Source organism: Undibacterium sp. Ji22W (assembly GCF_049340305.1).
Taxonomy (GTDB): domain Bacteria; phylum Pseudomonadota; class Gammaproteobacteria; order Burkholderiales; family Burkholderiaceae_D; genus Undibacterium.
The window spans coordinates 1,296,132-1,318,923 of record NZ_JBMPOU010000002.1; the positions used below are offsets into that span (position 1 = coordinate 1,296,132).

The window sequence follows — 22,792 nt, forward strand, 5'->3', positions numbered from 1 at the left end:
GTCAAAACATCTGTGATCAAAAGTCATTTAGTAACAAATTTTTATAGAGAAGCTGTGATCGTTCAAAAATATTATATGCTCGCCCGCAGGTAAATCGTCCGGCAACTAATATTCGTTTAATATGCCCGTTTCTGGTTGTCAATTATTCTAGTAATAAATATTCCCCATGTTTCAAAAAATCGACTTAACTACAAATGGTTATCAATAAATTCATTGGTAATTCAATAAAACAAAGTCCATTTTTGGGAGAATTTTATGAAAAAAATACACGGCTTGTTACTCGCCGCCATGGCAGCAGCAGGTATTGCGCATAGCGCTAATGCAGTAACTGTGAATGCGACCTATATCAACAAAACCGGGACTGAAATCCGCGGGGTGTTTGGTAGTTATTCAAATCCGACGATTTATATCGATCGCCGCGCCTGTGGTGAATCGAGTTTATCTGCGTTTGCCTGTGGCCCTTATACGATCAGTGTGGGTACGGCATTCTTGCAAGGCGCGGAGAGTAATTATGGTAACTACGCAGCCAAGGCAATTCTTGGACATGAGTGGGGTCACACGATTCAATTTACGCGCAATATCAGACAGACTGCGCCATATATGGAATTGCAAGCGGATTGTGCTGGCGGTTCCTTTATCCGTTATGCGGTGGATACCCTGCGTTACGCAAATTTTCTGACGACTGCAGTGAACACAGCACGTGCTTATGCCGGTGGTGATCACGGTACACCAGCGCAACGCGATTACTACACACGTTGGGGTTACACCAATGGCATCACGAAATGTCTTGGTAGCTTGCCACGTGTGTGAACATAAATAGAGGACCATTCTATGTGAATGATAAGCCTCAGCTTCGTTCGCAGTCAGATGCTGCGAACGAATTTCTATCACTAGGGAAATTGTATGAAAAAAATGAGCGTGGTAGCGCTAGGCATGGCGTGCTTGCTGACCTCAGTTGGGCTGTATTTGCTGATGAAAGGCGATGACAATCAGCGCGGACTTCTTGAACACACTGTTTCCTCCACAGAGGCAAACTCGTCGACCCATGATGCGATAAATGCTAAGCAAGCAGCGCTTGATCCAACTCATGGAACAGGCGTCCATGCCTCTCCTTTTGAGTTGGGTAATGCGGGTGCGCAAATGGCCGAGCAGATTGCCGGAGAATCCAAGTCGGCAACGAAAAATATGCTGGAAATGCCAGCGCCAGAAGTGGTTTCGCCAGCCGAGGCTGCGCGCCGCAAAAAACTAGAACAGCTAGGCTATATGCTGCCACCGGATTACTACACCAAAGATCTAAAGGCTTTGAAAAGAATGGCAAAAACCGGCGACGCGTTTGCCATGATGCACATGGGCGAAAAATATTATTTTGAATTGCAAGGTCAGCCTAGTCATCCTGAATTTGACAAAAATATGGATTACGCTAAAGCCGCCAAAACCTCGTTTCAAGATGCCTTGATTGCTGGCAATATTCGTTCAGCCGGCATTATCGCTGAACTGTATTACCAAGAAAAAAATACCTTAGAAGCCTATGCTTGGCACTTAGTGTCGGATCAACTTGGCGATGACATCAGTGCTGACTGGTTTCGACGAACTGACATGGCGCAAAATTCTAGCGCCGAATTGAAGCAAGCTGCTGCAGAGCGGGCTGCGCAAATTTTAGGTGAACTAAAACTCAAGAAAAAATCTAGTTGATGGGTGAACCATTCTTGAAGCTGGAAATAACGGGATATTATCCCAGCATAGGCAGGGATAATCATTCTCATAGTTTTGGTTTTATCTACACCGACCTGAGCGTCCAAACTATCTAGGCAGCTATCTCGTTAAGCGATTTCGCATCGCAGGTGCGACCCGCGTTGTTCTGGTGCGTAATGTATTGACGCCGTGAGTTGTACCGGTCCTTTCGGACCGGACTCAGGTCATGCCGCGATGTATGTTTGTCCTACTTAGTTGACTTCATCGTTGACTTCACCACTTCACCACCTTTGATCACCACGGCCACGTTTTCCAATAAGCGTACATCTTTAGCAGGGTCGCCAACGACGGCGATGATATCGGCAAAGCGACCTGCTTCAATCACACCAACATCCTTACTCGCGAGGGCATCTGCCGCCACCACAGTTGCAGACTGAATCGCTTGGACTGGCGTCATGCCGTATTTCACCATGGTGGCAAATTGCTTGGCATTGTCACCATGTGGATAAATACCGGCATCGGTACCAAATACCATTTTCACGCCAGCCGCATTTGCGCGGCGGAAGCCTTCTCGTTGCACATCTGCGATTTCACGGTCTTTGCGTAAATTGTCTTCCAGTACACCGTTTTTCTTACCTTCCGATTGGGTATAGTCGGTGTTGTAAATATCCATCGACAGATAAGCACCATGTTTCTTCGCCAGCGCGATACCTTCATCGTCGATCAGACTAGCGTGCTCGATCGTGTCGATACCCGCACGAATTGCGTCTTTAATCCCGGAAGTGCCGTGCGCATGCGCGGCTACACGTAAGCCCCATTGATGCGCTTCTTCGGCAATCGCAGTCATTTCCTTCAAGCTCATTTGCTGCTGGCCTGGTTCGGTGTTGTGCGAAAATACGCCACCCGTTGCGCAGATTTTGATGACTTGCGCACCGTATTTACGCAATTCTCGCACTCGCTTGCGACCCTCTTCTGGATTGTCGGCATTGAATGCGCTTTGCTGATTCATCGATGGTGGGAAGAATGTGGAATCGCAATGTCCACCGGTCGCACCGAATGAATACGCCGCTGTCACGACACGTGGACCACGCACTTTGCCTTCCTCAATCGCTTGACGTAAACCGACATCATTCCAGGCATCCGCACCAACATTGCGAACCGTTGTGAATCCCGCATCCAAAGTACGACTAGCATGTGGCACTGTTAATATGGACCAAAAGCGATCACCAAATTGCAAGGTGTTATAGCCGCCATAAGTAGGATCAGAATCGAGATGGACATGCATGTCGATCAGGCCAGGTAATAAGGTCATGCCAGGCAAATCGATTTTTTGCACATTCGCGTCGGTATTAGCTGCGCCGCCATTTTTGATGCTCACAATGCGGCCGTCGCGCACCAGAATTTGTGGATTGGCGATGGTTTTACCTGTGCGTACATCTAACATATTGCTGGCAGTAATCAAGACATCGCTCGCAAATGCGTTGGCTGTGAATGCGCATACCGCTGCCACTAGGGTAGAACAAATTGTTTTTTTCATCTGTGACTCCAAGGGGGAAAGAAATTGCCGTGAGGATATTCTGAACAGGCGCTTAGTATCCTTGCTACCACGATGCTGGTCAAATTTGATTGCGAAAAATGACGCCGGCGACCAACAGCCGCTCCGACACTTGCCATAGCATGCAAAATTCAAATTGAAAAAAGCAAACACAAAAAACAAAAATAAATTCAGGGAGGCGAATCTCAACGCACAAAAGCAAAAAGCCCACCAAAGGCGGGCTCTTCATGCATTGCGATAATTCATTAATCACCAAGGCTATCTGCCAAGTGTCATTAAGGTTCCGGCACCCATGCTATCTGCGTGGTGTGCGTTTGGAATTATGCGACTAGACTGGTTTGATCACACCAGTGAAGTGCAAAGTACAAATTATTTGCAGCAAATTTTTGCGTAGGACGATAAATCGTCAAATCACAAAGAACACAAATCAGCATCTTATTTTGCGAAATTTTAGCTTTGCGTGGTGTCCAAGGTATCTTAAAGCGAGCGCAGGATTCTTGCATGCTGCGCTCATCTTGATTTTCACTACGCCTGACTAAACCATTTTCCTCACCCCAATGCTATCTGCAAAGTGGGCCAAGCCGGTTAGAATCAGTTTGTGCGGTCTGTGTGCGTGCACGTCGACCATTTGCGGTTGAATCCAGTTTTCTAAGTAAACATCACCCGTGCTATCTGCATGGTGCAATGCTCACTGAGGAAGCATCGATACGCCTTAGCGAACGATGAATCTGCATTCCTTGGTGTGTCATGCTGAGATCACACACCAAATTTTTAGTGACTTTGTAAATTACAAAATCTGAATATTGCTTGCTTTGTCGCCTTTTGGACTAGCACTGCGTTCGAAAGAAACGCGTTGATTTTCTGAAAGACTTTTGAAGCCAGAAGATTGAATGTCTTGAAAGTGGGCGAACAAGTCAGGACCACCAGCATCAGGTGTGATGAAGCCGAAGCCCTTAGCGTCGTTAAACCATTTTACGATTCCAGTTTGATTGCTCATTTTATTTCCTTTATTTCTTTAGATTATGGATGGCGACCAACTCAGCACGCACATGATAATTTGCGCAGCTGAAGGTAGTAGCCAAAAGGCGATATTGCCTATTAGGCACTTAAAACCAAGAGATGAAACCGAAGGAGATAAAACAGAACGACTAGAAGAGAACAGCCATGCGGAATTGGGACCAACAATATTACGACCTGATACAAGTACAAACCGGAATATACAGGCTTTATCCAAAATCACCTAATCTTTTTTTCATTGTTAAAAAAACAGCTGTGTAAAACATCAAGCAATAAAGTGCGCTAACTTCGTTTATTTTGAAATTTTTTAACATCGAAGCTCATCGCTGAATATTTGTCAGCATCTACCGCGTTCACGCCTTGATACGCGGAGAATTGTTGCAGATGTGCCCCAAGTATCACCGGATCGCTCGCTAATGGAATCGAATTGCCTGGGATTGGGTGATAATGCAGCAATGCAAAATAACAATTCAAGTGCAAGCATTTACCTTCGTTTTTAACATTTATTTTTGCACCAAATTAGACGCCATATTGTTTCAGGAAAGAGGCACATGATGCAGGTCAAACCAGTCAGTGATGCAGGAAAAGCAGAAAGCGCTGCGCAGCGCCTGATTTTTTTTAAACGATTACAGACACTGACAAATAAGATACATGCAACCCACGCTGTCGATCAAATCATGCTCGATTTGACCTCCGATATTTGCGATCTCTTTGATTGCGATCGCTTGACTATTTACGTGGTTGCACCTGATGGCAATAATCTGATTTCTAAGGTGAAGAAAGGTTTAAATTCGTTTAAAGATATTCGCCTGCCAATTTCTGATCAAAGTATTGCCGGCTTTGTCGCTTTGCATAAAGAAGTTTTGTGTCTGAATGACGTGTATGACGAAGCTGAGTTAAAAGAAATCTCGCCGCATTTACATTTTCAAAAAGCGATTGACGGACGTACGGGTTATCGCACCAAAGAAATGTTAGTTGCGCCGATTATTGATGCGGAAAAAGACGAACTGTTAGGCGCGATACAATTTATTAATAGCCGTCATGGAAAAGCATTTACGTCGATAGCGCAAGAAGGTGTTCGCGAATTATGTGAAACCTTGGCGATTGCCTTTACGCAAAAGAACAAGCCATTGCAAATCCCGCCTTCTAAATTTAACGGATTGGTGTCCGATGGCGTTCTTTCGGTACCAGAATTTGAATTGGCAATTAGTTCCGCTCGTAAAAAACAACTTGATTTAGAAGATGTCTTAATCGATGAATTTCAAGTCTCGCCAGATCAAATTGGCAAGGCGCTCGCGCGCTTTTTCGGTGTGCCGTATGAAGCTTGGCAAGTTGAACGCGTGATCGATGTTGAATTGGTCAAGAAACTGAAGCGTCAGTATGTCGAGGAAAATTTGTGGCTACCGATTTCGGACGATAAAACCGGCATGACGATACTTGCGGTTGACCCTGAACAAGTGAAGACGACGCGCGTTGTGAATTTGATTTTCCCAACAGCGCGCCTGCATTATAAGGTCACCACTAAGCGTGAATTTGCGCAGACCATTGACCAATTCTTTGGACAAACCGGCGAATCTGCTAGTGTTGGTGAGTTGTTGTCAGGTATGGAAGGTGAAGAGGACGATAGTGGAAGTGGTAATACAGAAGTATCGGCAGCAGTAGAAAATGAGCTGGTCAAATTACTCAATAAAATTATTGTCGATGCGTATCAACAAGGAGCATCGGATATTCATATCGAGCCACGTCCAGGTAAAGAAAAAACCTTGATCCGCTTTCGCAAAGACGGTTCTTTGTCGCCCTATATAGAAATTCCCGCTAGTTATAGAAACGCCCTGCTAGCGCGGATTAAGATTATGTGCGACCTCGACATTTCTGAAAAACGTAAGCCGCAAGACGGCAAGATTAAGTTCAAGAAATATGGTCCCTTGGACATTGAATTGCGGGTTGCTACGATACCATCGTCGGCAGGGATGGAAGACGTCGTTATGCGGATTTTGGCTGCGGGTGAACCGATTCCACTCGATAAGCTGGGGGTCTTGCCGCACAATTTGCAGCGCTTAAAAGACGTCGTGGAAAAACCCTATGGTATTTTCTTCGTATGTGGGCCGACTGGCTCAGGCAAAACCACGACTTTGCATTCGGTCTTGAATTATCTAAACCGGCCAGAAACCAAAATCTGGACCGCCGAAGATCCGGTTGAAATCACGCAGAAAGGTTTGCGTCAGGTGCAAGTTAACCGTAAAGCGGGAATGGATTTTGCCACGGTGATGCGGGCATTCTTGCGCGCTGATCCCGATATCATTATGGTCGGCGAAATGCGCGATAAAGAAACGGTCTCTATCGGTCTCGAAGCATCTTTGACTGGACACTTAGTGTTCGCTACTTTGCATACGAATAGCGCACCAGAATCGATTATTCGCCTGCTTGATATGGGGATGGACCCGTTCAATTTCGCAGATGCCCTGTTGGGTATCTTGGCGCAACGTCTGGCTAAACGCCTATGTAGCAATTGCAAAGTCGCGTATCAGCCAGCACCGGAAGAAATCCAATCGCTGCTCAATGAATATTGTTCAGAGTTGTTAGCGACCGCCGCCTTTCAGGCTGATGCCGATGCAGCTAAGCGCGAAGTGTTGAAGCGGTGGATGAAAGAATATGCGAATCCGCAAGGGCAATTGACGCTGTATCGTCCGCAAGGCTGCGACAAATGTAACGGTGGTTATAAAGGTCGTGTAGGCTTGCATGAATTGATGGTCGGTACCGATCCCGTCAAGAAGCTGATACAAGAACATGCGCGCGTAGCGCAGCTGTTCACCGCAGCTTTGGAAGACGGTATGCTGACGCTGAAAATGGATGGTATGGAAAAAGTGCTGTCCGGTATCACCGATATGAAACAGGTCAGACTAGTGTGTATAAAATAGGTATAGTTTCACTTTTTGTTTCGCTTGCGTTCATTTTTGAACGGGTGTAGCGAAGTTTTAAATCCAGATTATTTCAACATTTGCAGAGGAAAACATGCCGTATATTGGTGTTAGCTTACATATTTTGGTCGCGATTTTTTTTGCAGTGCACGCGATACGCCATGGACGTGAACTGTATTGGTTGATGATTTTATTTGCCTTTCCTTTATTGGGTAGTGTCGTGTATTTCTTTGCGATTTATTTGCCGGACAGTCGTTTGCAATATGGCGCACGTAAGATAACGACTGCGACTTTAAAAGCGCTCGATCCGGGCAAAGAATTGCGTGAAGCGCAACAAGCTTTTGAGTTGACACCGTCTGCACAAAATCAAATGCGTTTGGCGGCAGCCTATCTGGAGACGGGTGATGCACAACAAGCGGCACATGAATATGAAGCTTGTTTGAAAGGCCCATTCGCCAATGAAAGAGAAATGTTACTGGGTGCGGCGCGCGCCAGATTGCAAAACGGGCAAGCCGATGCGGCGATAGAATTATTGCTGAAGCTACGCCAGCACCATGCTGATTTCCGTTTAGAACAAGTCGCTTTGTTGTTGGCGAAAGCCTATGCGCTGGCAGGGCAACATCAGGCTGCAGGGGAAGAATTTACGAAAGCGACACGCGATCACGGTAGTGTTGAAGCTTATGTGGAACATGCGGTTTGGGCGTTGGCACAGGGCGACAAAAGTACGGCATTGAAGCAACGCGAACAGATAGAACAAATGAAAAAACATTGGCAGTCGCATCATTTTTCTACGCATAAAGATTTGCTGAAACGCTTAGATGCAGCGTTCGCAGCTAGCTGAATTTTTGTTTTTTTCCTAATCTTTGTAAAACACCCCGGCGATGCGAAGGAATATGTGCGGCCGGGTCGTCTGTACTAAACACGTAGTGCTGAAACACACTGCCCCAGGCAGCGCGCTGTGCGAGTGGTAATTCTTTAAAACTTAAGAGTGCTTGCAATAACAAACCGTACGGTGACGTTTTATTCTCAGTCGAAAAATTCGATCCACCCCACCAATAATTCATCAGAATATTGATCTTGTCCAAAGACTCAACATGATGCCACCACAGATTCGGAATATAAATCGCGTCGCCGGGTTCCAAAATGGCGCTTTGTGCGTGTTCCAATGCTGTCTGAAAGTGTGGGAATCGATCGAAATCTGGCGTCGCTAAATTCACCATGCTGATCGGCGAGGGTGTTGGTGCAAAATCTAAAGGGCCAATGTACAAATTGGCGATCTGCTCAGGTGGAAACAAGACAAACTCGCGCCGTCCACTGATTACGCAGGCAATATTGTCAGAACCGTCAATGTGTGTCGGCGTGACGATGTGATTCCCAAGCCAGATGCGAGCCGCAGTATCGTCGCCCAGTAAAGGCATGGGATGATCTTGCTGCAAGCCAGGTAAGCATTCGGCGACCAGTGCACTTTGTACCGCCACCGAGGGCGGGGTCGCAAACTGTGCATAGCGCACCAATTGTTCGAGTACGGCCGTTATCGGTACGCGATTTTTGATGAAGTTAAAACCATCCATCGTCTCATCATAAAAAATTCTCCCGTCATGTTCGGGGCGCAGCATGATGGCATCGACTGCAGCACCGCTGTCACGTTTTGCCAAGTCATTTAGCAAATCTGGCATCGCCCGCTTTGCATGTTGGACCAAAGGCCAATCTTGTACCAGTCCGCGCAAGATTGCGGGACGATACAGCGGCTGAATCTTTTGATGAAATAGGTCATAAGTGACGTTATGAAATTCTGCGATGGCGGGAAGGGGTGTGCGCATAGAGTGTGAGTGAAGTGTGTGCGTCAGATCGATAACACAGGTTAAATTCTAACCGAGTCTAATAACATGCAGGCTGCGGTGTAAGCCATGCTCGTCATGCTAGTTCATGTTCACCTATTTTTGACCGATAATTAGTTTGGCAGTGAATTTTTTGTATTTTCTAAAGACAAAGTTGCGAACAAAATTGTAATTTTGAAATTTTTTTTGAATACAACGAATTCACAAAATGTTACTTGTAGATAAGGGGGCTGTGTGTGATACTGGTACTAGGTGTCTTTAGTGCGAACGACAGTAGCAATAAGTGACAATGTTAGTGACATTAAAAATGTCAAAATACCAAGCTTAAAAGCGATCCAAATACGCAAAGCTATTAACGAAAATTGGAGAGAAAAATGAATTCACAAAAACAAACGGGTTTTACTTTGATCGAATTGATCGTGGTCATCGTGATTTTAGGTATTTTGGCGGCGACTGCCTTACCAAAATTTGCGGACTTAGGCAAAGATGCGCGCATTGCTAGCATTAATGCAGCTAAAGGCTCCATCGCGGCGACTGCAGCGATGGCACATGGCAAATTTCTGGTAACTTCTCCAGTACCAACTACGGTGACATTTGAAGGTACGACGATTACATTCTCTACGGCTTTCGCATCAGGTTACCCAAAAGCGGATACCGCGTTTGCAGCTGCTGCAGGATTGAACGCAGCTGACTACACGTTGACGGCGGCAGGTACTACTTTGACGGTTTCCCCAGTTTCTGCTCCGACGGCAGCCACTTGTTCTGTGGTTTATGCTGAGCCAACCTCGGCAACCACAGCTCCAACACTGACGTTGACGACTACAGGTTGCTAATTGATCGAAGTCATCACTGCATGTAAAAAGCCCCGACAAGTTCGGGGCTTTTTTACGTATGGAATATGCCGCAAAATATGGCATAAGATATATCGCACAACATCACTATGTCTGACCGCCTTTTGCTAAGCTTGCGATGAAGCTTGTGTAGGAAGTTCAAGCCATTCAATCAGTCAAACAGTCAAATCATTCATGCTAATTTAAGGCGGTCATTTAATTTGCGTTTTCGCTTGTCCGATCGCGCCGATTGCTTCTGTGCTCTATGTGTAGGCACCTGCAACGAAGTGGGTGCAGAAGGGAAAGAATGCTCTTCAAATTCCTGCATATCTTTCTCTTGTGCGTTAAGCTGATCTTCGGTCACAAAGACGGAAACTGCTTCACTTAACCTCAGTGCCTGTTGATGCATATTTTCTGCCGCCGCGGCAGCGTGTTCGACTAAAGCCGCATTTTGCTGCGTAATGTGATCGAGTTGGCCTATCGTTGAGTTGACCATTTGGATGCCATCACCTTGTTCTACGCTAGCATCCGTAATCGCTTGCATATTACGATTCAATTCGGCAATCGCATCAACAATCTGCGTCATCGTATTGCCTGCTTGCTGCACTTGCTGATGACCTGCATTGACTTGTTGCACCGAATTACCGATGAGAATTTTGATTTCTTTCGCGGCACCAGCCGAGCGCTGTGCTAGATTGCGTACCTCGGTTGCAACCACTGCAAAGCCTCGCCCCTGTTCGCCAGCACGGGCGGCTTCCACGGCGGCGTTGAGCGCCAGAATATTGGTTTGAAAGGCAATGCTATCGATCACAGCAATGATGTCGGTAATTTGTTTGGATGAATTCTGAATTCCCGTCATCATGGCATTCATTTGCGCGACTGCATTGCCGCCATGTCCAGCGATAGTAGTCGCCTCAATTGCCATCGCATTCGCTTGTTGCGCGCTCTGGATGTTTTGTTTAACGGTACTGGTTAATTCTTCCATCGAGCTGGAGGTTTCCTCTAATGAACTCGCTTGTTGCTCGGTACGCATAGACAAATCGGCATTCCCCCTCGCAATTCCTTTGGATGAACTGGCGATCTGCTCTGTGCTACTGCGTATTCTTTGCACCAGACCGATTAAAACCTGCCGCATGCTTTCGAATTCAAACACAAGCTGCGCCACTTCATCTTTGCCATGCGCCTCGCAGGCGATGCTCAAGTTACCATCCCTGATTCTATGCACAGCAACTGTCAATTGTCCTAGCTCACGGGCAAACGCCAGATAAAATCCCGCTAACAAATAGGTGGCAATGCTGATGATTAAGGCGATTGCCAGTACGATTGCATTCCGGTTCCATACATGATTGCTGAGGCGTTGTTCTAATTGCGAGTGGATTAAATCTGCCAGACTTACGCTTAAATCATGCCAAGCATTAATACTTTTTTGTCCTGCGGCTAAATAGTCGGTGCCGCTAGTCTGATTGAGGGTATTGAGAATCTCGGTTTTGGTGCGCTCTAAAAAAGCCAAATGGTTGGCAATGACTTGTTGCTGTTGTTGCTGTAAATTTTGCAGTGCCGGATAGGCTTTCACAATCGCTTCTAACTGCGCCTGTACTTTCGGTAGATCGCGTTGACTCAATAGTACATTTGCATTGATCAAGACATCTTCATTGGCCTCTAATAATCCAGTATCAATGTAGGGAGCCCCACGCGCTGCAGTATCTGCCAACACGCTGGTGAGTTCAGGTAAGGATTTTGCATACAGAGCGATTAGATAATAGGTATCGACCTGCGGATCTAAACTGAGGTTACTTTGATCGGCGATCATGTTGGACAGCGATTTTAATTGCAGCAATACGCCATTGTGTGCAGCGTAACTCTCTTTTGCTTTGCTTGTATCGAGAGCTTGTTGCAGCGCAGTCCAGCTACTTTGGACATTTTTGATGGACTCAATGAGCGCCTTAATGGATGCGTCGGCGAGGTCATGTTCGGGATATTGCGCCTGCAATGCCACCAAACGTTGGAAGCCTTTGTCTATTTCTCGCTTGACTTCCAGTGCCGCTTGTTTGGCCTTCACGTTGCCTGCCAACGCCAAGTGTCGCAAGGCTTGATGTTGTTGCGTCTGCAGGCTTAACTCTTGCACGATACGCAGATTTTGCAGACCGCCCTGTTCAAGTTTGTTCAAACCAATTGCCTTATTTAATTCATACACGAACAAACCGGAGACGATCAGTGCCGGCAGGGCAAATAGGCAGGCAACCATTAAAAATTTGGGTAGCAGACGCAGTTGCCGCATCAGTGTAATTGCAGGGGAGAATAAAAATTGCATACAGACTCCGCAAATAAAGTTGGCGGTGGGAAATAAAAATCATCTTCCCAATGTAGGCAAATTTTGTGACCGTACGATGACAGTGTGCCGCGCGAAAACGCTTATTCCAAGCTGCAAGCAATAATCGTCGCCCCCATCAAATCAGCTTGTAAGTGTAGTGTTTGCAGCAACTTTTGGCGGCTGAGTGGATCGACTGGCAATGCCAATTTTAAATGCAGATAGGGATAATCTGCGTTGCTGGTGCCAGGGATATTTGTTTGATTGCCCGATTGCGTCTGCCGCTGAGCGGGAAGCTGTGTGATCGGCGGTTCGGGTGCTGTTTCCAACAATCCTTGTTTTTGCATTTCGGAGATCACTGCGGCGAGTGGAATGGTAATACAGTCATGTGGCTCTAACCATCGCTTCGCCCCATTCGTGATACTCACAATCCCACCGGTAAGTTCGACGGCCACATCTGACACTTTTTCATAATGAAAAGCCTCCCAGTCTGCCAGACCACGTTGTCGTTTGGCAAGCTCCGCCATGATCTGCGCAACCTGTCCACCATGCGCCACCATACCAACCGGCAGCATTTCTGAAAAATCGATCATTACTTCCATCTCCACGAGTTGAGTGTTGATGATTTTCTTCACGTCAATAAATGCTCAAAAAACATTCAAAAAGTCTTAGAAATCACCAGAATCTGCGCAAATTCTAAGTGCAATTACAAAATCACAGGTAAAATTCGCCAGCACAAATTTTTGTTTCAATAATTGCTTTATCCAAAACACCAGCGGCTAACGCCGCTTTATTACAATATAGAAAATCATAAAGGAAGACCAAGATGTTGATTAAATCCCGTTTCATGATCGGTAGTGCTGTAGCAGTATTGGCTTTATCCGCTTGTACAAAAAATGCAGACAAGCCAGCTGAAGGTGCAGCCAGTGTGATCGCTGCCACAGTGAATGGCAAGCCTATCAGTACCAAGCAAGTCGACATGATTATGAAGCAGCAAGCTGCTCAAGGTATGCCAGACAATCCAGAAATGCGCAAAATGATTATCGACAATCTGGCGATGGCATCTTTAGTCGCGCAAGAAGCGGTAAAAAAAGGTTTGGACAAATCGGGTGACGTTGCAGATCAACTCGAAATGATGAAAACCAATGTATTGGCACAAAGTTTTGTGGAAGACTATTTGAAAAACACGCCAGTGACTGATGCAGAATACGCAGCAGAATACGACAAAATCAAAGCAACAACAGCTGGCAATGAATACTCTGCACGCCATATTTTGGTAGAAAAAGAAGACGACGCAAAAGCGATCATCGCAAAATTGAAAAAAGACGTTAAAGTATTTGCAGCTTTAGCAAAAGCGCAATCGAAAGATCCAGGCTCTAAAGACAAAGGCGGCGAATTGGGCTGGTTTGATCCACGCGGTATGGTGCCAGAATTTGGTAGTGCCGTAGCGAAATTGGAAAAAGGTAAATTTACTGAAGAACCAGTGAAATCCCAATATGGCTACCACGTGATTATTCTCGACGACAGCCGTGCGAAAGAAGCGCCAAGCTTAGAACAAGTCAAACCACGTTTGACTCAGCAACTGCAACAACAAAGCTTGAAGAAATTTTTGGATGGCTTGAAAGAAAAAGCGAAGATTGACATCGTCGGCGAGAAAGCAGCATCTGCTTCAGCATCGGCTTCAGCAATGACAGCAGCACCAGCATCTGCGCCAGCAGCAGCGGCACCAGCAGCTAGCAAGTAATTTGGTCACAGTTTTACTATATAAAAAAACCGCCTTCGTGGCGGTTTTTTTATGTCTACTCCTTACTTACACGTGGTTACCGCCGAGCGTCGTAACCGCAGGGACTAAGTCCAGAATAAAGTCGTGCTATGCCGTGTCACAAGATGAGAAAACCACATCGTCGCGCATTCATGCCTTGTTAATAAAGATCTATGTTAGTTTAATTGTTTCCACGATTGACGCTGAATAAATCTATTCGTGGAAATCAAACCCATACAAAGAGGTGTCAGCCTATGAACCTACCCTTATTTCCCGCCGTAGGGAGTGAAGTGGAAGTGGTATATAGCGAATTAAAACGCATCGCTGCGTCACGTCTGCGCTTAGAACGTGCCGATCATACTTTGTCGGCAACGGGTTTGGTGCACGAGGCGTATCTCAAACTAGTACAAACTGATTTGAAGTGGGAAAACGCCCCACATTTTCGTGCTATTGCAGCCCGAGCGATGCGTCAAATTTTGGTGAACTATGCGTTGGCACATCGCTCTGAAAAGCGTGGCGGTGATTGGATCAAATTGACACTAACCGGAGCTGAGCCTGAGATCGAAGCTCAAGTCGATGGGGCTGTAGATATCCTGACTTTGGACGAAGCCCTAAAGGCCTTGGGGGAACTCGATCCGCGTCAGGCAGAGATTGTTGAACTACGCTATTTTGCCGGACTGACGATAGAAGAAACCGCCGATGCGATCAAACTATCGGTCGCCACCGTCAAACGCGAATGGGCTGTTGCCCGTCTATTTTTAAAGAGAGCCATGTCTCGATGAATACCGCCGCCAACAATTGGCAACGTGCCAAAAATATCGTCGCCGATGCGCTTGAATTAAATACCGATAAGCGCGCCGCATTTGTCGAAGCGCAATTGCAGGATTTTCCGGATTTGCGTGCTGAGGTTGAATCTTTGTTGGGTGTAGAAACGGTGGAAGGGCAGCGCTCTGGTTTTCTTGATTCGCCCATCGAAGTGCCCACCGTTAGTTTGGAAGAGAAATCAGCCTTGGCTGGACAAGTGCTTGGTGCTTGGCGTTTACTGGAGGAAATTGGGCGTGGTGGGATGGGTGTCGTGTATTTGGCAGAACGCGCTGATGGTGCATACACTCAACGTGCCGCCGTGAAATTATTGCGCGGCGCCGGACGTCAAGATGTCGCTCGCATGAATCGTGAACGACAAGCCTTGGCCGGTTTGACTCATCCCTTTGTAGCGCGTTTGCTCGATGGCGGCACCACGGCAGGTGGAACGCCATTTCTGGTGATGGAATATATCGAAGGTGACACCATAGAGCGCTACGCACAACACCATGCACTCAGCGTGGCGCAACGCGTTGATTTGGTCAGAATGGTCTGTGATGCGGTACAGAGCGCGCATCAGCAATTACTTATCCATCGGGATATCAAACCATCTAATATCTTGGTTGATGCCAATGGCAAACCAAAGCTGCTGGATTTTGGTATCGCCCGATTATTGGAGGCGAGTAAAAAACAAAATGAACTCAATGAACAGAGTGAAGGCCGTTCCGATTTGACGCAGGCCGATGCCATGTTATTCACGCCGCGTTATGCCAGCCCAGAGCAGGTCAATGGCACGCCGGTCAGTGTCGCGACCGACGTTTATGGTTTAGGTGCCTTACTTTATGAACTACTCGCGGGAACCAGCCCTTATCCGCGCATGACCAACACCGACATCACCAACTTTGCAGCAGTCATGCGAGTGGTGGCAGAAGATACTATCGCGACGGCCAGCTCACTGGCAAAACAGGCGATGCCCGCATTTGCGCCGCAACTCAAAGGTGATCTCGATGCGATCCTGATGAAAGCTTGTGCCAAGTCGCAGCAGGAACGCTATCCCACCGTGGCGGCTTTGGCCGATGATTTGAGCCGCTGGTTGGAGCAAAGACCGATTGCAGCGCGTGCGCCGAGTTGGGGCTATTTAGCCCGTAAATTTGTCAGTCGTCATCGAGTTGGCACGGCGCTATCAGTCATGGCCGGCTGTGCGATCACCGCCGGTGCAGTCGGCACGATCGTTCAAAAAAATAAAGCACAAGCGCGTTACGAACAAGTAAGAGAAATACCCACCCGTGTGATTACCAAATACTACGACCGCATTGAGACCATCGCGGGCACAGTGGCAGTACGGCGCGATATGGTGAAAGACGCCTTGGTTTTTCTTGACGAGTTAGCACAAGAAGCAGATTACGATCCACGCTTAGCCGTCGATATCGCCACCGGTTATAGAAAGATGGGCGAAGTTCTGTTTAATGGCCGCAATATGGCCAGTCTTGGCGATAGAGCTGGCGGTGACAGCGCCCGCCTCAAGGCAGAACAATTGCTCTTAAAAGTGATTCGTGGCGATCCCAATAATACGAGCGCCTACGCCGAAATGGCAGCGGTGGATGCGGACGTCGCCGCCATATTAGGCAGTACCGACCATGTTGAGCAAGCACTGAAACGCTTTGACATGGCGTTCAAGCACTATCTCTTGGCACTCAAAGGACCAGACAAAAATGGCGATATTCGCTTTGAATTGATACGCACCTATCTGGCAGCAGCAGCGGCCACCTTAAATGACGACAAAACGGCGGCACCGCTACTAGCCAAGGCGCAAGAGCAATTTTCGATTTGGAAAGCCGATCGATCACCCGGCGATAAAGAAATCGACAACATGCAAATGTTTATGTATCGCATTCAATATCGGCAAGCGATGGCATTCGAGGGATTGGAGGCGGCCTTGAAATTGTCGGATGCAGAAATCACGATCATCGACCAATGGATAGCGCGCGAGCCTGATAACTTCAACCATCTATTACATAAACGAACCGCCTTGATGAATAGCGCCATGGAGCAATTTATCGCCGATCCCAAGCTTGCGAAAGAGGTCGTTAACCGTCTGCAGCGAGCGCAGGTGGTATCGAATCAATTAATGAAGCTCGATACTGAAAACATAGAAATACTGAGTGGAAACGCCCGTTTGTACACGCACTTTGGACGCGTGTTATTAGCGCTAGGACAAGCGCCCGAAGCGAAACAAGAATTGTTGAAAAGTATCGCGCTTTGGCGATTCGCCGACACCATCGATGTGCTGCCCCACATGCGACGTCAGCAAGGTGAGGCGAGTTTTCTTTTGAGCAAAACCTACTTTGCAGAAAAAAATGGGCAAGAAGCCAGCAAACACGCTGAAATTTTTCTGCAACTCGCCAAGAAATATCCCGATATTTTTACGAAAGAGCCTGGCAGTAAATGGGTTACAGAAGCACAGGGCTTTTTGCATCCGGCTTCACCGTAGGTGCTGGTATAGAGCTCCGGCTGGTCGGCAGGCATACTGGACTCGATCGGATGACCCTAGCCTAAAATCTACTCAAGCTAACATTAACCTATCGTTACACCCGCGCAGGCACAGCCCTGTCCGGACTAATTTTCCCGATACCTTTGGATTGGCACTCCCTTCTCCCGCAAGCGGGAGAAGGGGCGGGGATGAGGGTGGTCCAAATTAAGATGACATTATTAGGCACTTTAAATGCTTTCATTTGGTGTTATGTCGAGTCATCCAAAACTTTGCTATTCCAGAACTACTCTCACGTCCATCCAACACGACCATCTAAATAAGTGATTTCGTAGAGCGGGTGAAACCCGCGCTGCTCAGGTGTCCAGTGGTTTGGCGGCACAAGTTGCGCCCGCCTACAAAATATTTTTCATCTTATTTTTGATCCCATGAGCCAGTTTGACGAGAAATCTTGCATTACGTATTAAGCACCCTTCCTCCTCGACTTTTCTAATCAGATGATGCTGGAATCACCACAGATGAGGTGTAAGTGCGGGTCAAACTATTTGGGAGAAAAATCATGTTATTCCTTCAGCGCCTACCTACTCGGGCAATGTGCTTTTGTTGCGTCATCTTTATGTTGAATGCCTGCGTTGCCGTGCATGACCCCTTAATCGGGAATGCAAAAGCGACCTTAAAAGGGGCAGAATTTGGTCCGTCGGACGAACTGCTCGCGGACATTAAAATCAGCGAAGTACTCATCACTGAAAATGCCTCGGTTCTGCGGCAACTCAATGAAGCTCGCTTCTATCAAGGAACGGAAAAAGAGCGTGTCGATGGCATGACTGATGAGTTCAAAGGTGATCGCAAACGCGCTCAGGCGACCTATGCTTATTACGCTCAATTGCCGGTGAATCAAACCAAATTGAAGAGTCAGTTATCCGACATTATCGATCGTCTAAAAAGCATGGAAGTCGTGCGCAAAAAAACCAATTACACGCAACTAGTCAAAGTGCAGGGGCAGCAAAACGAACGCCTGCGTGAGGCCCAAATGGCTAATACTAATTCATTGCAAGGCGCCTTAGCCAACAATGCGAATTTCTATAAAGCACTGGGAAGCGGCCCAGATGTCATACGCTATAAAGACAGCCGAGGTTCGTATTCTGACCAAACCACATTCAAAGGCATGGTGCGCGAAAATACATTGGCAAATCAAAAAATGTTGGAAGCGCAATTGAAAAACGCCGAAGCCAACGTCGCCAATGAGCAACGTGCAGCAGAGCGTTCGCAGCAGGATTTTTTAAAGCGTAACCCTGGTTTAGAAGAGCTACGTGCCTATATGTCGAATGAATCCGATCTTATTTCTGAAAAACTGTGGCCCGCTTTGAAAGCAACACTCGCCGAGTTGAAGTCCATGCTAGCTGCCGCTGATCCAGAAAATACCAAAACTAAATAGAACTTAATACCAGTAAAAAAAGTAGTCAAACCAGACTCGTAGCATAGCATTGTTACGAACTAATATCACGCGGCTATCGACATGAAAATCATGTCGCTGCACACCATTAAAGGGGAATAATCATGCAAGCTCACATCACTTCTTTCACTAAGTTACTCGCCGTAGGTATCATTAGCAGCGGTCTTTTCGGTTGTGGCAATATTGTCGCTCAACATGTAGGACCAAGCGATTACGCCAAGTTAGAAAATTTCCATGACCCAGCCTTAGAAGTTAAATCCAGTACCCAAGTTTTTCAAAACAAAATTGGCAGTGGCGATGATTGGCAAGCGGGCTATGCATTAAGCCCAGCTGGCTTAGGCAAAATCCATGTAAAGACCGTACCCTACACCTCATTGCCTGATGCAAAAGGGTACTCCGGTTACGCACCAGCGCATTTTGACGTCACGGTTGATGCTGGCATAGCAAAGAACTTAAAATGGGAAATCTGGATGTCTGGCAACCAATATCAAATGCACAGCGCATTCGGCTCCTCATCCATCGCATTTCAAAAAATCATGGGACCTTACAAAGCTGGTGAACGCGTCAAGATCGATTACCTCAAAGACGGCACGGATACTTACGGACAAAGATACAGCGCCCGACAAGCATTGATCGTCGTCTATTCCCCATCAGAGCGCGGCGAGAGCTATACCGTCACCGTGCATAAACCACAAGTGAGTCAGTAGATTTTTGTGGTTTATCTGAGTGATATAGCTTGAAATATTGCGATCGCTAATGATCTAAACCCGTCGAACTTGACGGGTTTAAGGTGCTAATGAATTTAGCTAATTTTTGTCGTCATTCGTAGCCATTTTAATCTGCTGAACTGCCAAAGAAAATGTCAACTAAGGGAGTAATGTTCCGGTCACAGCACATATCCCAATCTGCTAAACTGAAATCGACAAGGCTCCAACTGATGACCAAGTTCCGGTCACAGCACATATCCCAATCTGCTAAACTATACCCAGTTGGCTTAGTAAATGTCGTGCTGTTCCGGTCACAGCACATATCCCAATCTGCTAAACTCTGCCGCTAGATCTGTCTCTAGCTGTGCAAGTTCCGGTCACAGCACATATCCCAATCTGCTAAACTTAGCGCGATTATGACGAATAGTTGATGCCAGTTCCGGTCACAGCACATATCCCAATCTGCTAAACTTTGTCACTGTATCGTCAATACCGTCAGATTGTTCCGGTCACAGCACATATCCCAATCTGCTAAACTGAAATCGACAAGGCTCCAACTGATGACCAAGTTCCGGTCACAGCACATATCCCAATCTGCTAAACTATACCCAGTTGGCTTAGTAAATGTCGTGCTGTTCCGGTCACAGCACATATCCCAATCTGCTAAACTATCAAAATGGGGTGATGAGCCGCCGCAGTAGTTCCGGTCACAGCACATATCCCAATCTGCTAAACTACTCGGTCAATCGGCAACAAAACAGCCGCAGTTCCGGTCACAGCACATATCCCAATCTGCTAAACTTCGGCACTTCTCAAGCATAAGTTCTTCTAGGTTCCGGTCACAGCACATATCCCAATCTGCTAAACTCGCCCTTCGATACCTTTCCAAAGCCGATAGTTCCGGTCACAGCACATATCCCAATCTGCTAAACTGAATCCGCCATGAATTGCGCAGTCTTCCCAGTTCCGGTCACAGCACATATCCCAATCTGCTAAACTTTGATCGTGGTGCACTGGCGATGCTCTGCAGTTCCGGTCACAGCACATATCCCAATCTGCTAAACTCTGTCTTAATAATCTTAATTTTACATGAGTGTTCCGGTCACAGCACATATCCCAATCTGCTAAACTCATAACGACTGGCGAGTCGAAGGTGTATCAGTTCCGGTCACAGCACATATCCCAATCTGCTAAACTGCTGACTATTTAATCGTTGCCGGTGGCGGTGTTCCGGTCACAGCACATATCCCAATCTGCTAAACTACCCGTTGCGCCTTCATCGATCCCGAATCGGTTCCGGTCACAGCACATATCCCAATCTGCTAAACTTAAGATGACCGACGTCAAGACAGCAGCTGAGTTCCGGTCACAGCACATATCCCAATCTGCTAAACTTCAATTTTAAATGTAATACGTGATCAATTTTGTTCCGGTCACAGCACATATCCCAATCTGCTAAACTTGTCGTCCGCTCTGTAGAGCCAAGCTTTGAGTTCCGGTCACAGCACATATCCCAATCTGCTAAACTAGCGCTAGGCCTTATTCACCTGGCGTTGTAGTTCCGGTCACAGCACATATCCCAATCTGCTAAACTTTACCTCTTTTTCTCTAGTTCGTATACACTGTTCCGGTCACAGCACATATCCCAATCTGCTAAACTTGTTTGTCCGCTTTTAATAATTAATAGCAAGTTCCGGTCACAGCACATATCCCAATCTGCTAAACTATGTGGGTATTTTTCGAGCACATGCTTGAGGTTCCGGTCACAGCACATATCCCAATCTGCTAAACTCTTTCAATACTACTTGGTATTACGCCTCCAGTTCCGGTCACAGCACATATCCCAATCTGCTAAACTTCCATGCCACCGCTCAATAACACAGCCGCTGTTCCGGTCACAGCACATATCCCAATCTGCTAAACTGCGAGACTTCGTAGGGCTCCCAATCTACAGGTTCCGGTCACAGCACATATCCCAATCTGCTAAACTTTTTTAGAAGTTCGTCAGCTTGATCCCAGGGTTCCGGTCACAGCACATATCCCAATCTGCTAAACTAGGGCGCTTGAACATCTTGTAAATGGCTGAGTTCCGGTCACAGCACATATCCCAATCTGCTAAACTCGTATGGCAAAAACATGCCGCTGATCGTGAGTTCCGGTCACAGCACATATCCCAATCTGCTAAACTCGGCATACCAGAAACCAACACACTCGCTTTGTTCCGGTCACAGCACATATCCCAATCTGCTAAACTTAGTTCTGTTGTTTCTGCGCTAGAAACGTAGTTCCGGTCACAGCACATATCCCAATCTGCTAAACTGCCTATTGGCGGTATTACACAGTCGATTGTGTTCCGGTCACAGCACATATCCCAATCTGCTAAACTAGTGTTTATCTCCATCACTAACCTCCTTCTGTTCCGGTCACAGCACATATCCCAATCTGCTAAACTTGCACCAGTTGTTGCATCAGTGGTTGGCGTGTTCCGGTCACAGCACATATCCCAATCTGCTAAACTTTCCCCGCTGATGGCTGTGGTGAAAATGTAGTTCCGGTCACAGCACATATCCCAATCTGCTAAACTGCTAACCGCCGTTGCTACACTGATCACCGAGTTCCGGTCACAGCACATATCCCAATCTGCTAAACTAATTGAAAATCAATTAGTGCCAGGCCACGAGTTCCGGTCACAGCACATATCCCAATCTGCTAAACTATAAGACTGGTTTTCCAGAGCTTTTTGAGAGTTCCGGTCACAGCACATATCCCAATCTGCTAAACTTCTCGCAATTTTTGCCATTGTTGCTCTGTAGTTCCGGTCACAGCACATATCCCAATCTGCTAAACTCGTGGTATCTGACACACTCGCCTGAGCTGCGTTCCGGTCACAGCACATATCCCAATCTGCTAAACTAATTCCTTAATTAGAAGTTAAGCCTTTGTAGTTCCGGTCACAGCACATATCCCAATCTGCTAAACTAGATACAACACAAACCCTTGATTATTCAAGGGTTTGTGCTTTTTTGTGCTTGGAAAAATCTCTGTTTTCATTAGAAAAGATTAAATTGGTCAGGTGTTTTATTGGGCGCTTGTTTGGTTTGCCCTTGAAAAGTGATGATTCGTTCGTACTGTTTGTCGGTAAATTGGAGGATGTTGACTTTGCCACCGCTTGGTAAATCTTTCTCAACTTTTTTACAATAGGTGTCGACTTGTGCCTGGCTCGTGCAGAAGCGCATGTAGACGGAGAATTGCGACATCTCAAAGCCCATATCCAGTAATGAGTTGCGGAAGTCAGTAGCGGCTTTACGCTCCTTTTTCTCGATCACTGGTAAATCAAACATAACGATCATCCACATAATACGATATCCGCTTAGCATAATGTTTTGGACTTAAAAAAACTTCGCAGGAAAAAGATGTTTGAGT

16 protein-coding genes and 1 CRISPR repeat array are annotated in these 22,792 nt (G+C 46.7%); of the genes, 10 read left to right on the forward strand and 6 right to left on the reverse strand.

The window, feature by feature from the left end; translation table 11 throughout:
• Positions 1-255 precede the first annotated feature (255 nt).
• Entirely contained in the window at positions 256-810 is a 555-nt protein-coding gene (locus ACO0KW_RS12275) for a hypothetical protein (RefSeq protein ID WP_423053355.1), read from the forward strand.
• A gap of 93 nt (positions 811-903) precedes the next feature.
• Positions 904-1,692 carry a hypothetical protein gene (locus ACO0KW_RS12280; protein WP_423053356.1) on the forward strand — a complete coding sequence of 263 codons (789 nt, stop codon included), beginning with the start codon at positions 904-906 and terminating at the stop codon, positions 1,690-1,692.
• Between the two features lie 247 nt (positions 1,693-1,939).
• On the opposite strand, the gene ACO0KW_RS12285 is transcribed toward ACO0KW_RS12280, so the two are convergent.
• Complete coding sequence (locus tag ACO0KW_RS12285; protein WP_423053357.1) at positions 1,940-3,229, reverse strand: amidohydrolase family protein; 1,290 nt, start codon at positions 3,227-3,229, stop codon at positions 1,940-1,942.
• 805 nt (positions 3,230-4,034) lie between these two features.
• Entirely contained in the window at positions 4,035-4,244 is a 210-nt protein-coding gene (locus ACO0KW_RS12290) for a cold-shock protein (protein WP_423053358.1), read from the reverse strand.
• 571 nt (positions 4,245-4,815) lie between these two features.
• Here ACO0KW_RS12290 and ACO0KW_RS12295 point away from each other — a divergent pair.
• Together ACO0KW_RS12295 and ACO0KW_RS12300 are read left to right on the forward strand one after the other, a co-directional pair.
• On the forward strand, positions 4,816-7,182 hold the full coding sequence (locus ACO0KW_RS12295; protein ID WP_423053359.1) for an ATPase, T2SS/T4P/T4SS family: 2,367 nt from the start codon (positions 4,816-4,818) through the stop codon (positions 7,180-7,182).
• A 94-nt stretch (positions 7,183-7,276) separates the two neighbouring features.
• The gene (locus ACO0KW_RS12300; protein ID WP_423053360.1) at positions 7,277-8,023 is read left to right on the forward strand and encodes a hypothetical protein; all 747 of its coding nucleotides are present in this window, start codon (positions 7,277-7,279) and stop codon (positions 8,021-8,023) included.
• On the opposite strand, the gene ACO0KW_RS12305 is transcribed toward ACO0KW_RS12300, so the two are convergent.
• The gene (locus tag ACO0KW_RS12305; RefSeq protein WP_423053361.1) at positions 8,016-9,002 is read right to left on the reverse strand and encodes a cupin-like domain-containing protein; all 987 of its coding nucleotides are present in this window, start codon (positions 9,000-9,002) and stop codon (positions 8,016-8,018) included. The genes ACO0KW_RS12300 and ACO0KW_RS12305 overlap by 8 nt on opposite strands.
• A gap of 392 nt (positions 9,003-9,394) precedes the next feature.
• Here ACO0KW_RS12305 and ACO0KW_RS12310 point away from each other — a divergent pair, with 392 nt between their 5' ends.
• Entirely contained in the window at positions 9,395-9,853 is a 459-nt protein-coding gene (locus ACO0KW_RS12310; protein WP_423053362.1) for a type II secretion system protein, read from the forward strand.
• 190 nt (positions 9,854-10,043) lie between these two features.
• Here ACO0KW_RS12310 and ACO0KW_RS12315 read toward each other — a convergent pair whose 3' ends face one another.
• Together ACO0KW_RS12315 and ACO0KW_RS12320 are read right to left on the reverse strand one after the other, a co-directional pair.
• Complete coding sequence (locus ACO0KW_RS12315; RefSeq protein WP_423053363.1) at positions 10,044-12,161, reverse strand: methyl-accepting chemotaxis protein; 2,118 nt, start codon at positions 12,159-12,161, stop codon at positions 10,044-10,046.
• Between the two features lie 101 nt (positions 12,162-12,262).
• A complete protein-coding gene (locus ACO0KW_RS12320) occupies positions 12,263-12,751 on the reverse strand; it encodes a hypothetical protein (RefSeq protein WP_423053364.1) in 489 nt (162 codons plus the stop codon).
• Positions 12,752-12,984: 233 nt separating this feature from the next.
• On the opposite strand from ACO0KW_RS12320, the gene ACO0KW_RS12325 reads away from it, so the two are divergent.
• The 5 genes from ACO0KW_RS12325 to ACO0KW_RS12345 all read left to right on the forward strand — a co-directional run bounded on the left by ACO0KW_RS12325 (position 12,985) and on the right by ACO0KW_RS12345 (position 19,369).
• Positions 12,985-13,902, forward strand: coding sequence for a foldase protein PrsA (locus ACO0KW_RS12325; protein ID WP_423053365.1), 918 nt, complete (start codon positions 12,985-12,987; stop codon positions 13,900-13,902).
• Positions 13,903-14,174: 272 nt separating this feature from the next.
• Positions 14,175-14,702, forward strand: coding sequence for an ECF-type sigma factor (locus tag ACO0KW_RS12330; RefSeq protein WP_423053366.1), 528 nt, complete (start codon positions 14,175-14,177; stop codon positions 14,700-14,702).
• Positions 14,699-17,212, forward strand: coding sequence for a serine/threonine protein kinase (locus ACO0KW_RS12335; RefSeq protein WP_423053367.1), 2,514 nt, complete (start codon positions 14,699-14,701; stop codon positions 17,210-17,212). The genes ACO0KW_RS12330 and ACO0KW_RS12335 overlap by 4 nt, the downstream gene beginning before the upstream one ends.
• 556 nt (positions 17,213-17,768) lie before the next feature.
• Positions 17,769-18,644 carry a hypothetical protein gene (locus ACO0KW_RS12340; RefSeq protein ID WP_423053368.1) on the forward strand — a complete coding sequence of 292 codons (876 nt, stop codon included), beginning with the start codon at positions 17,769-17,771 and terminating at the stop codon, positions 18,642-18,644.
• Positions 18,645-18,766: 122 nt separating this feature from the next.
• Positions 18,767-19,369 (forward strand): hypothetical protein, encoded by a 603-nt coding sequence (locus ACO0KW_RS12345; RefSeq protein WP_423053369.1) that lies wholly within the window; start codon positions 18,767-18,769, stop codon positions 19,367-19,369.
• Positions 19,370-19,541: 172 nt separating this feature from the next.
• Positions 19,542-22,349: a CRISPR direct-repeat array (repeat unit 36 nt; unit sequence GTTCCGGTCACAGCACATATCCCAATCTGCTAAACT).
• Between the two features lie 70 nt (positions 22,350-22,419).
• Here ACO0KW_RS12345 and cas2 read toward each other — a convergent pair.
• Positions 22,420-22,725, reverse strand: coding sequence for a CRISPR-associated endonuclease Cas2 (gene cas2, locus ACO0KW_RS12350; protein WP_423053370.1), 306 nt, complete (start codon positions 22,723-22,725; stop codon positions 22,420-22,422).
• Between the last annotated feature and the right edge of the window lie 67 nt (positions 22,726-22,792).

What these genes read in the sequence shown, in the direction of transcription:
- ACO0KW_RS12300 (WP_423053360.1), top strand. Translation starts at nt 7,277, where the DNA reads ATGCCGTATATTGGTGTTAGCTTACATATTTTGGTCGCGATTTTTTTT.
- ACO0KW_RS12285 (WP_423053357.1), bottom strand. Translation starts at nt 3,229, where the DNA reads ATGAAAAAAACAATTTGTTCTACCCTAGTGGCAGCGGTATGCGCATTC.
- ACO0KW_RS12345 (WP_423053369.1), top strand. Translation starts at nt 18,767, where the DNA reads ATGCAAGCTCACATCACTTCTTTCACTAAGTTACTCGCCGTAGGTATC.
- ACO0KW_RS12275 (WP_423053355.1), top strand. Translation starts at nt 256, where the DNA reads ATGAAAAAAATACACGGCTTGTTACTCGCCGCCATGGCAGCAGCAGGT.
- ACO0KW_RS12320 (WP_423053364.1), bottom strand. Translation starts at nt 12,751, where the DNA reads ATGATCGATTTTTCAGAAATGCTGCCGGTTGGTATGGTGGCGCATGGT.
- ACO0KW_RS12335 (WP_423053367.1), top strand. Translation starts at nt 14,699, where the DNA reads ATGAATACCGCCGCCAACAATTGGCAACGTGCCAAAAATATCGTCGCC.
- cas2 (WP_423053370.1), bottom strand. Translation starts at nt 22,725, where the DNA reads ATGTGGATGATCGTTATGTTTGATTTACCAGTGATCGAGAAAAAGGAG.
- ACO0KW_RS12325 (WP_423053365.1), top strand. Translation starts at nt 12,985, where the DNA reads ATGTTGATTAAATCCCGTTTCATGATCGGTAGTGCTGTAGCAGTATTG.
- ACO0KW_RS12290 (WP_423053358.1), bottom strand. Translation starts at nt 4,244, where the DNA reads ATGAGCAATCAAACTGGAATCGTAAAATGGTTTAACGACGCTAAGGGC.
- ACO0KW_RS12340 (WP_423053368.1), top strand. Translation starts at nt 17,769, where the DNA reads ATGTTATTCCTTCAGCGCCTACCTACTCGGGCAATGTGCTTTTGTTGC.
- ACO0KW_RS12280 (WP_423053356.1), top strand. Translation starts at nt 904, where the DNA reads ATGAAAAAAATGAGCGTGGTAGCGCTAGGCATGGCGTGCTTGCTGACC.
- ACO0KW_RS12330 (WP_423053366.1), top strand. Translation starts at nt 14,175, where the DNA reads ATGAACCTACCCTTATTTCCCGCCGTAGGGAGTGAAGTGGAAGTGGTA.
- ACO0KW_RS12295 (WP_423053359.1), top strand. Translation starts at nt 4,816, where the DNA reads ATGATGCAGGTCAAACCAGTCAGTGATGCAGGAAAAGCAGAAAGCGCT.
- ACO0KW_RS12305 (WP_423053361.1), bottom strand. Translation starts at nt 9,002, where the DNA reads ATGCGCACACCCCTTCCCGCCATCGCAGAATTTCATAACGTCACTTAT.
- ACO0KW_RS12315 (WP_423053363.1), bottom strand. Translation starts at nt 12,161, where the DNA reads ATGCAATTTTTATTCTCCCCTGCAATTACACTGATGCGGCAACTGCGT.
- ACO0KW_RS12310 (WP_423053362.1), top strand. Translation starts at nt 9,395, where the DNA reads ATGAATTCACAAAAACAAACGGGTTTTACTTTGATCGAATTGATCGTG.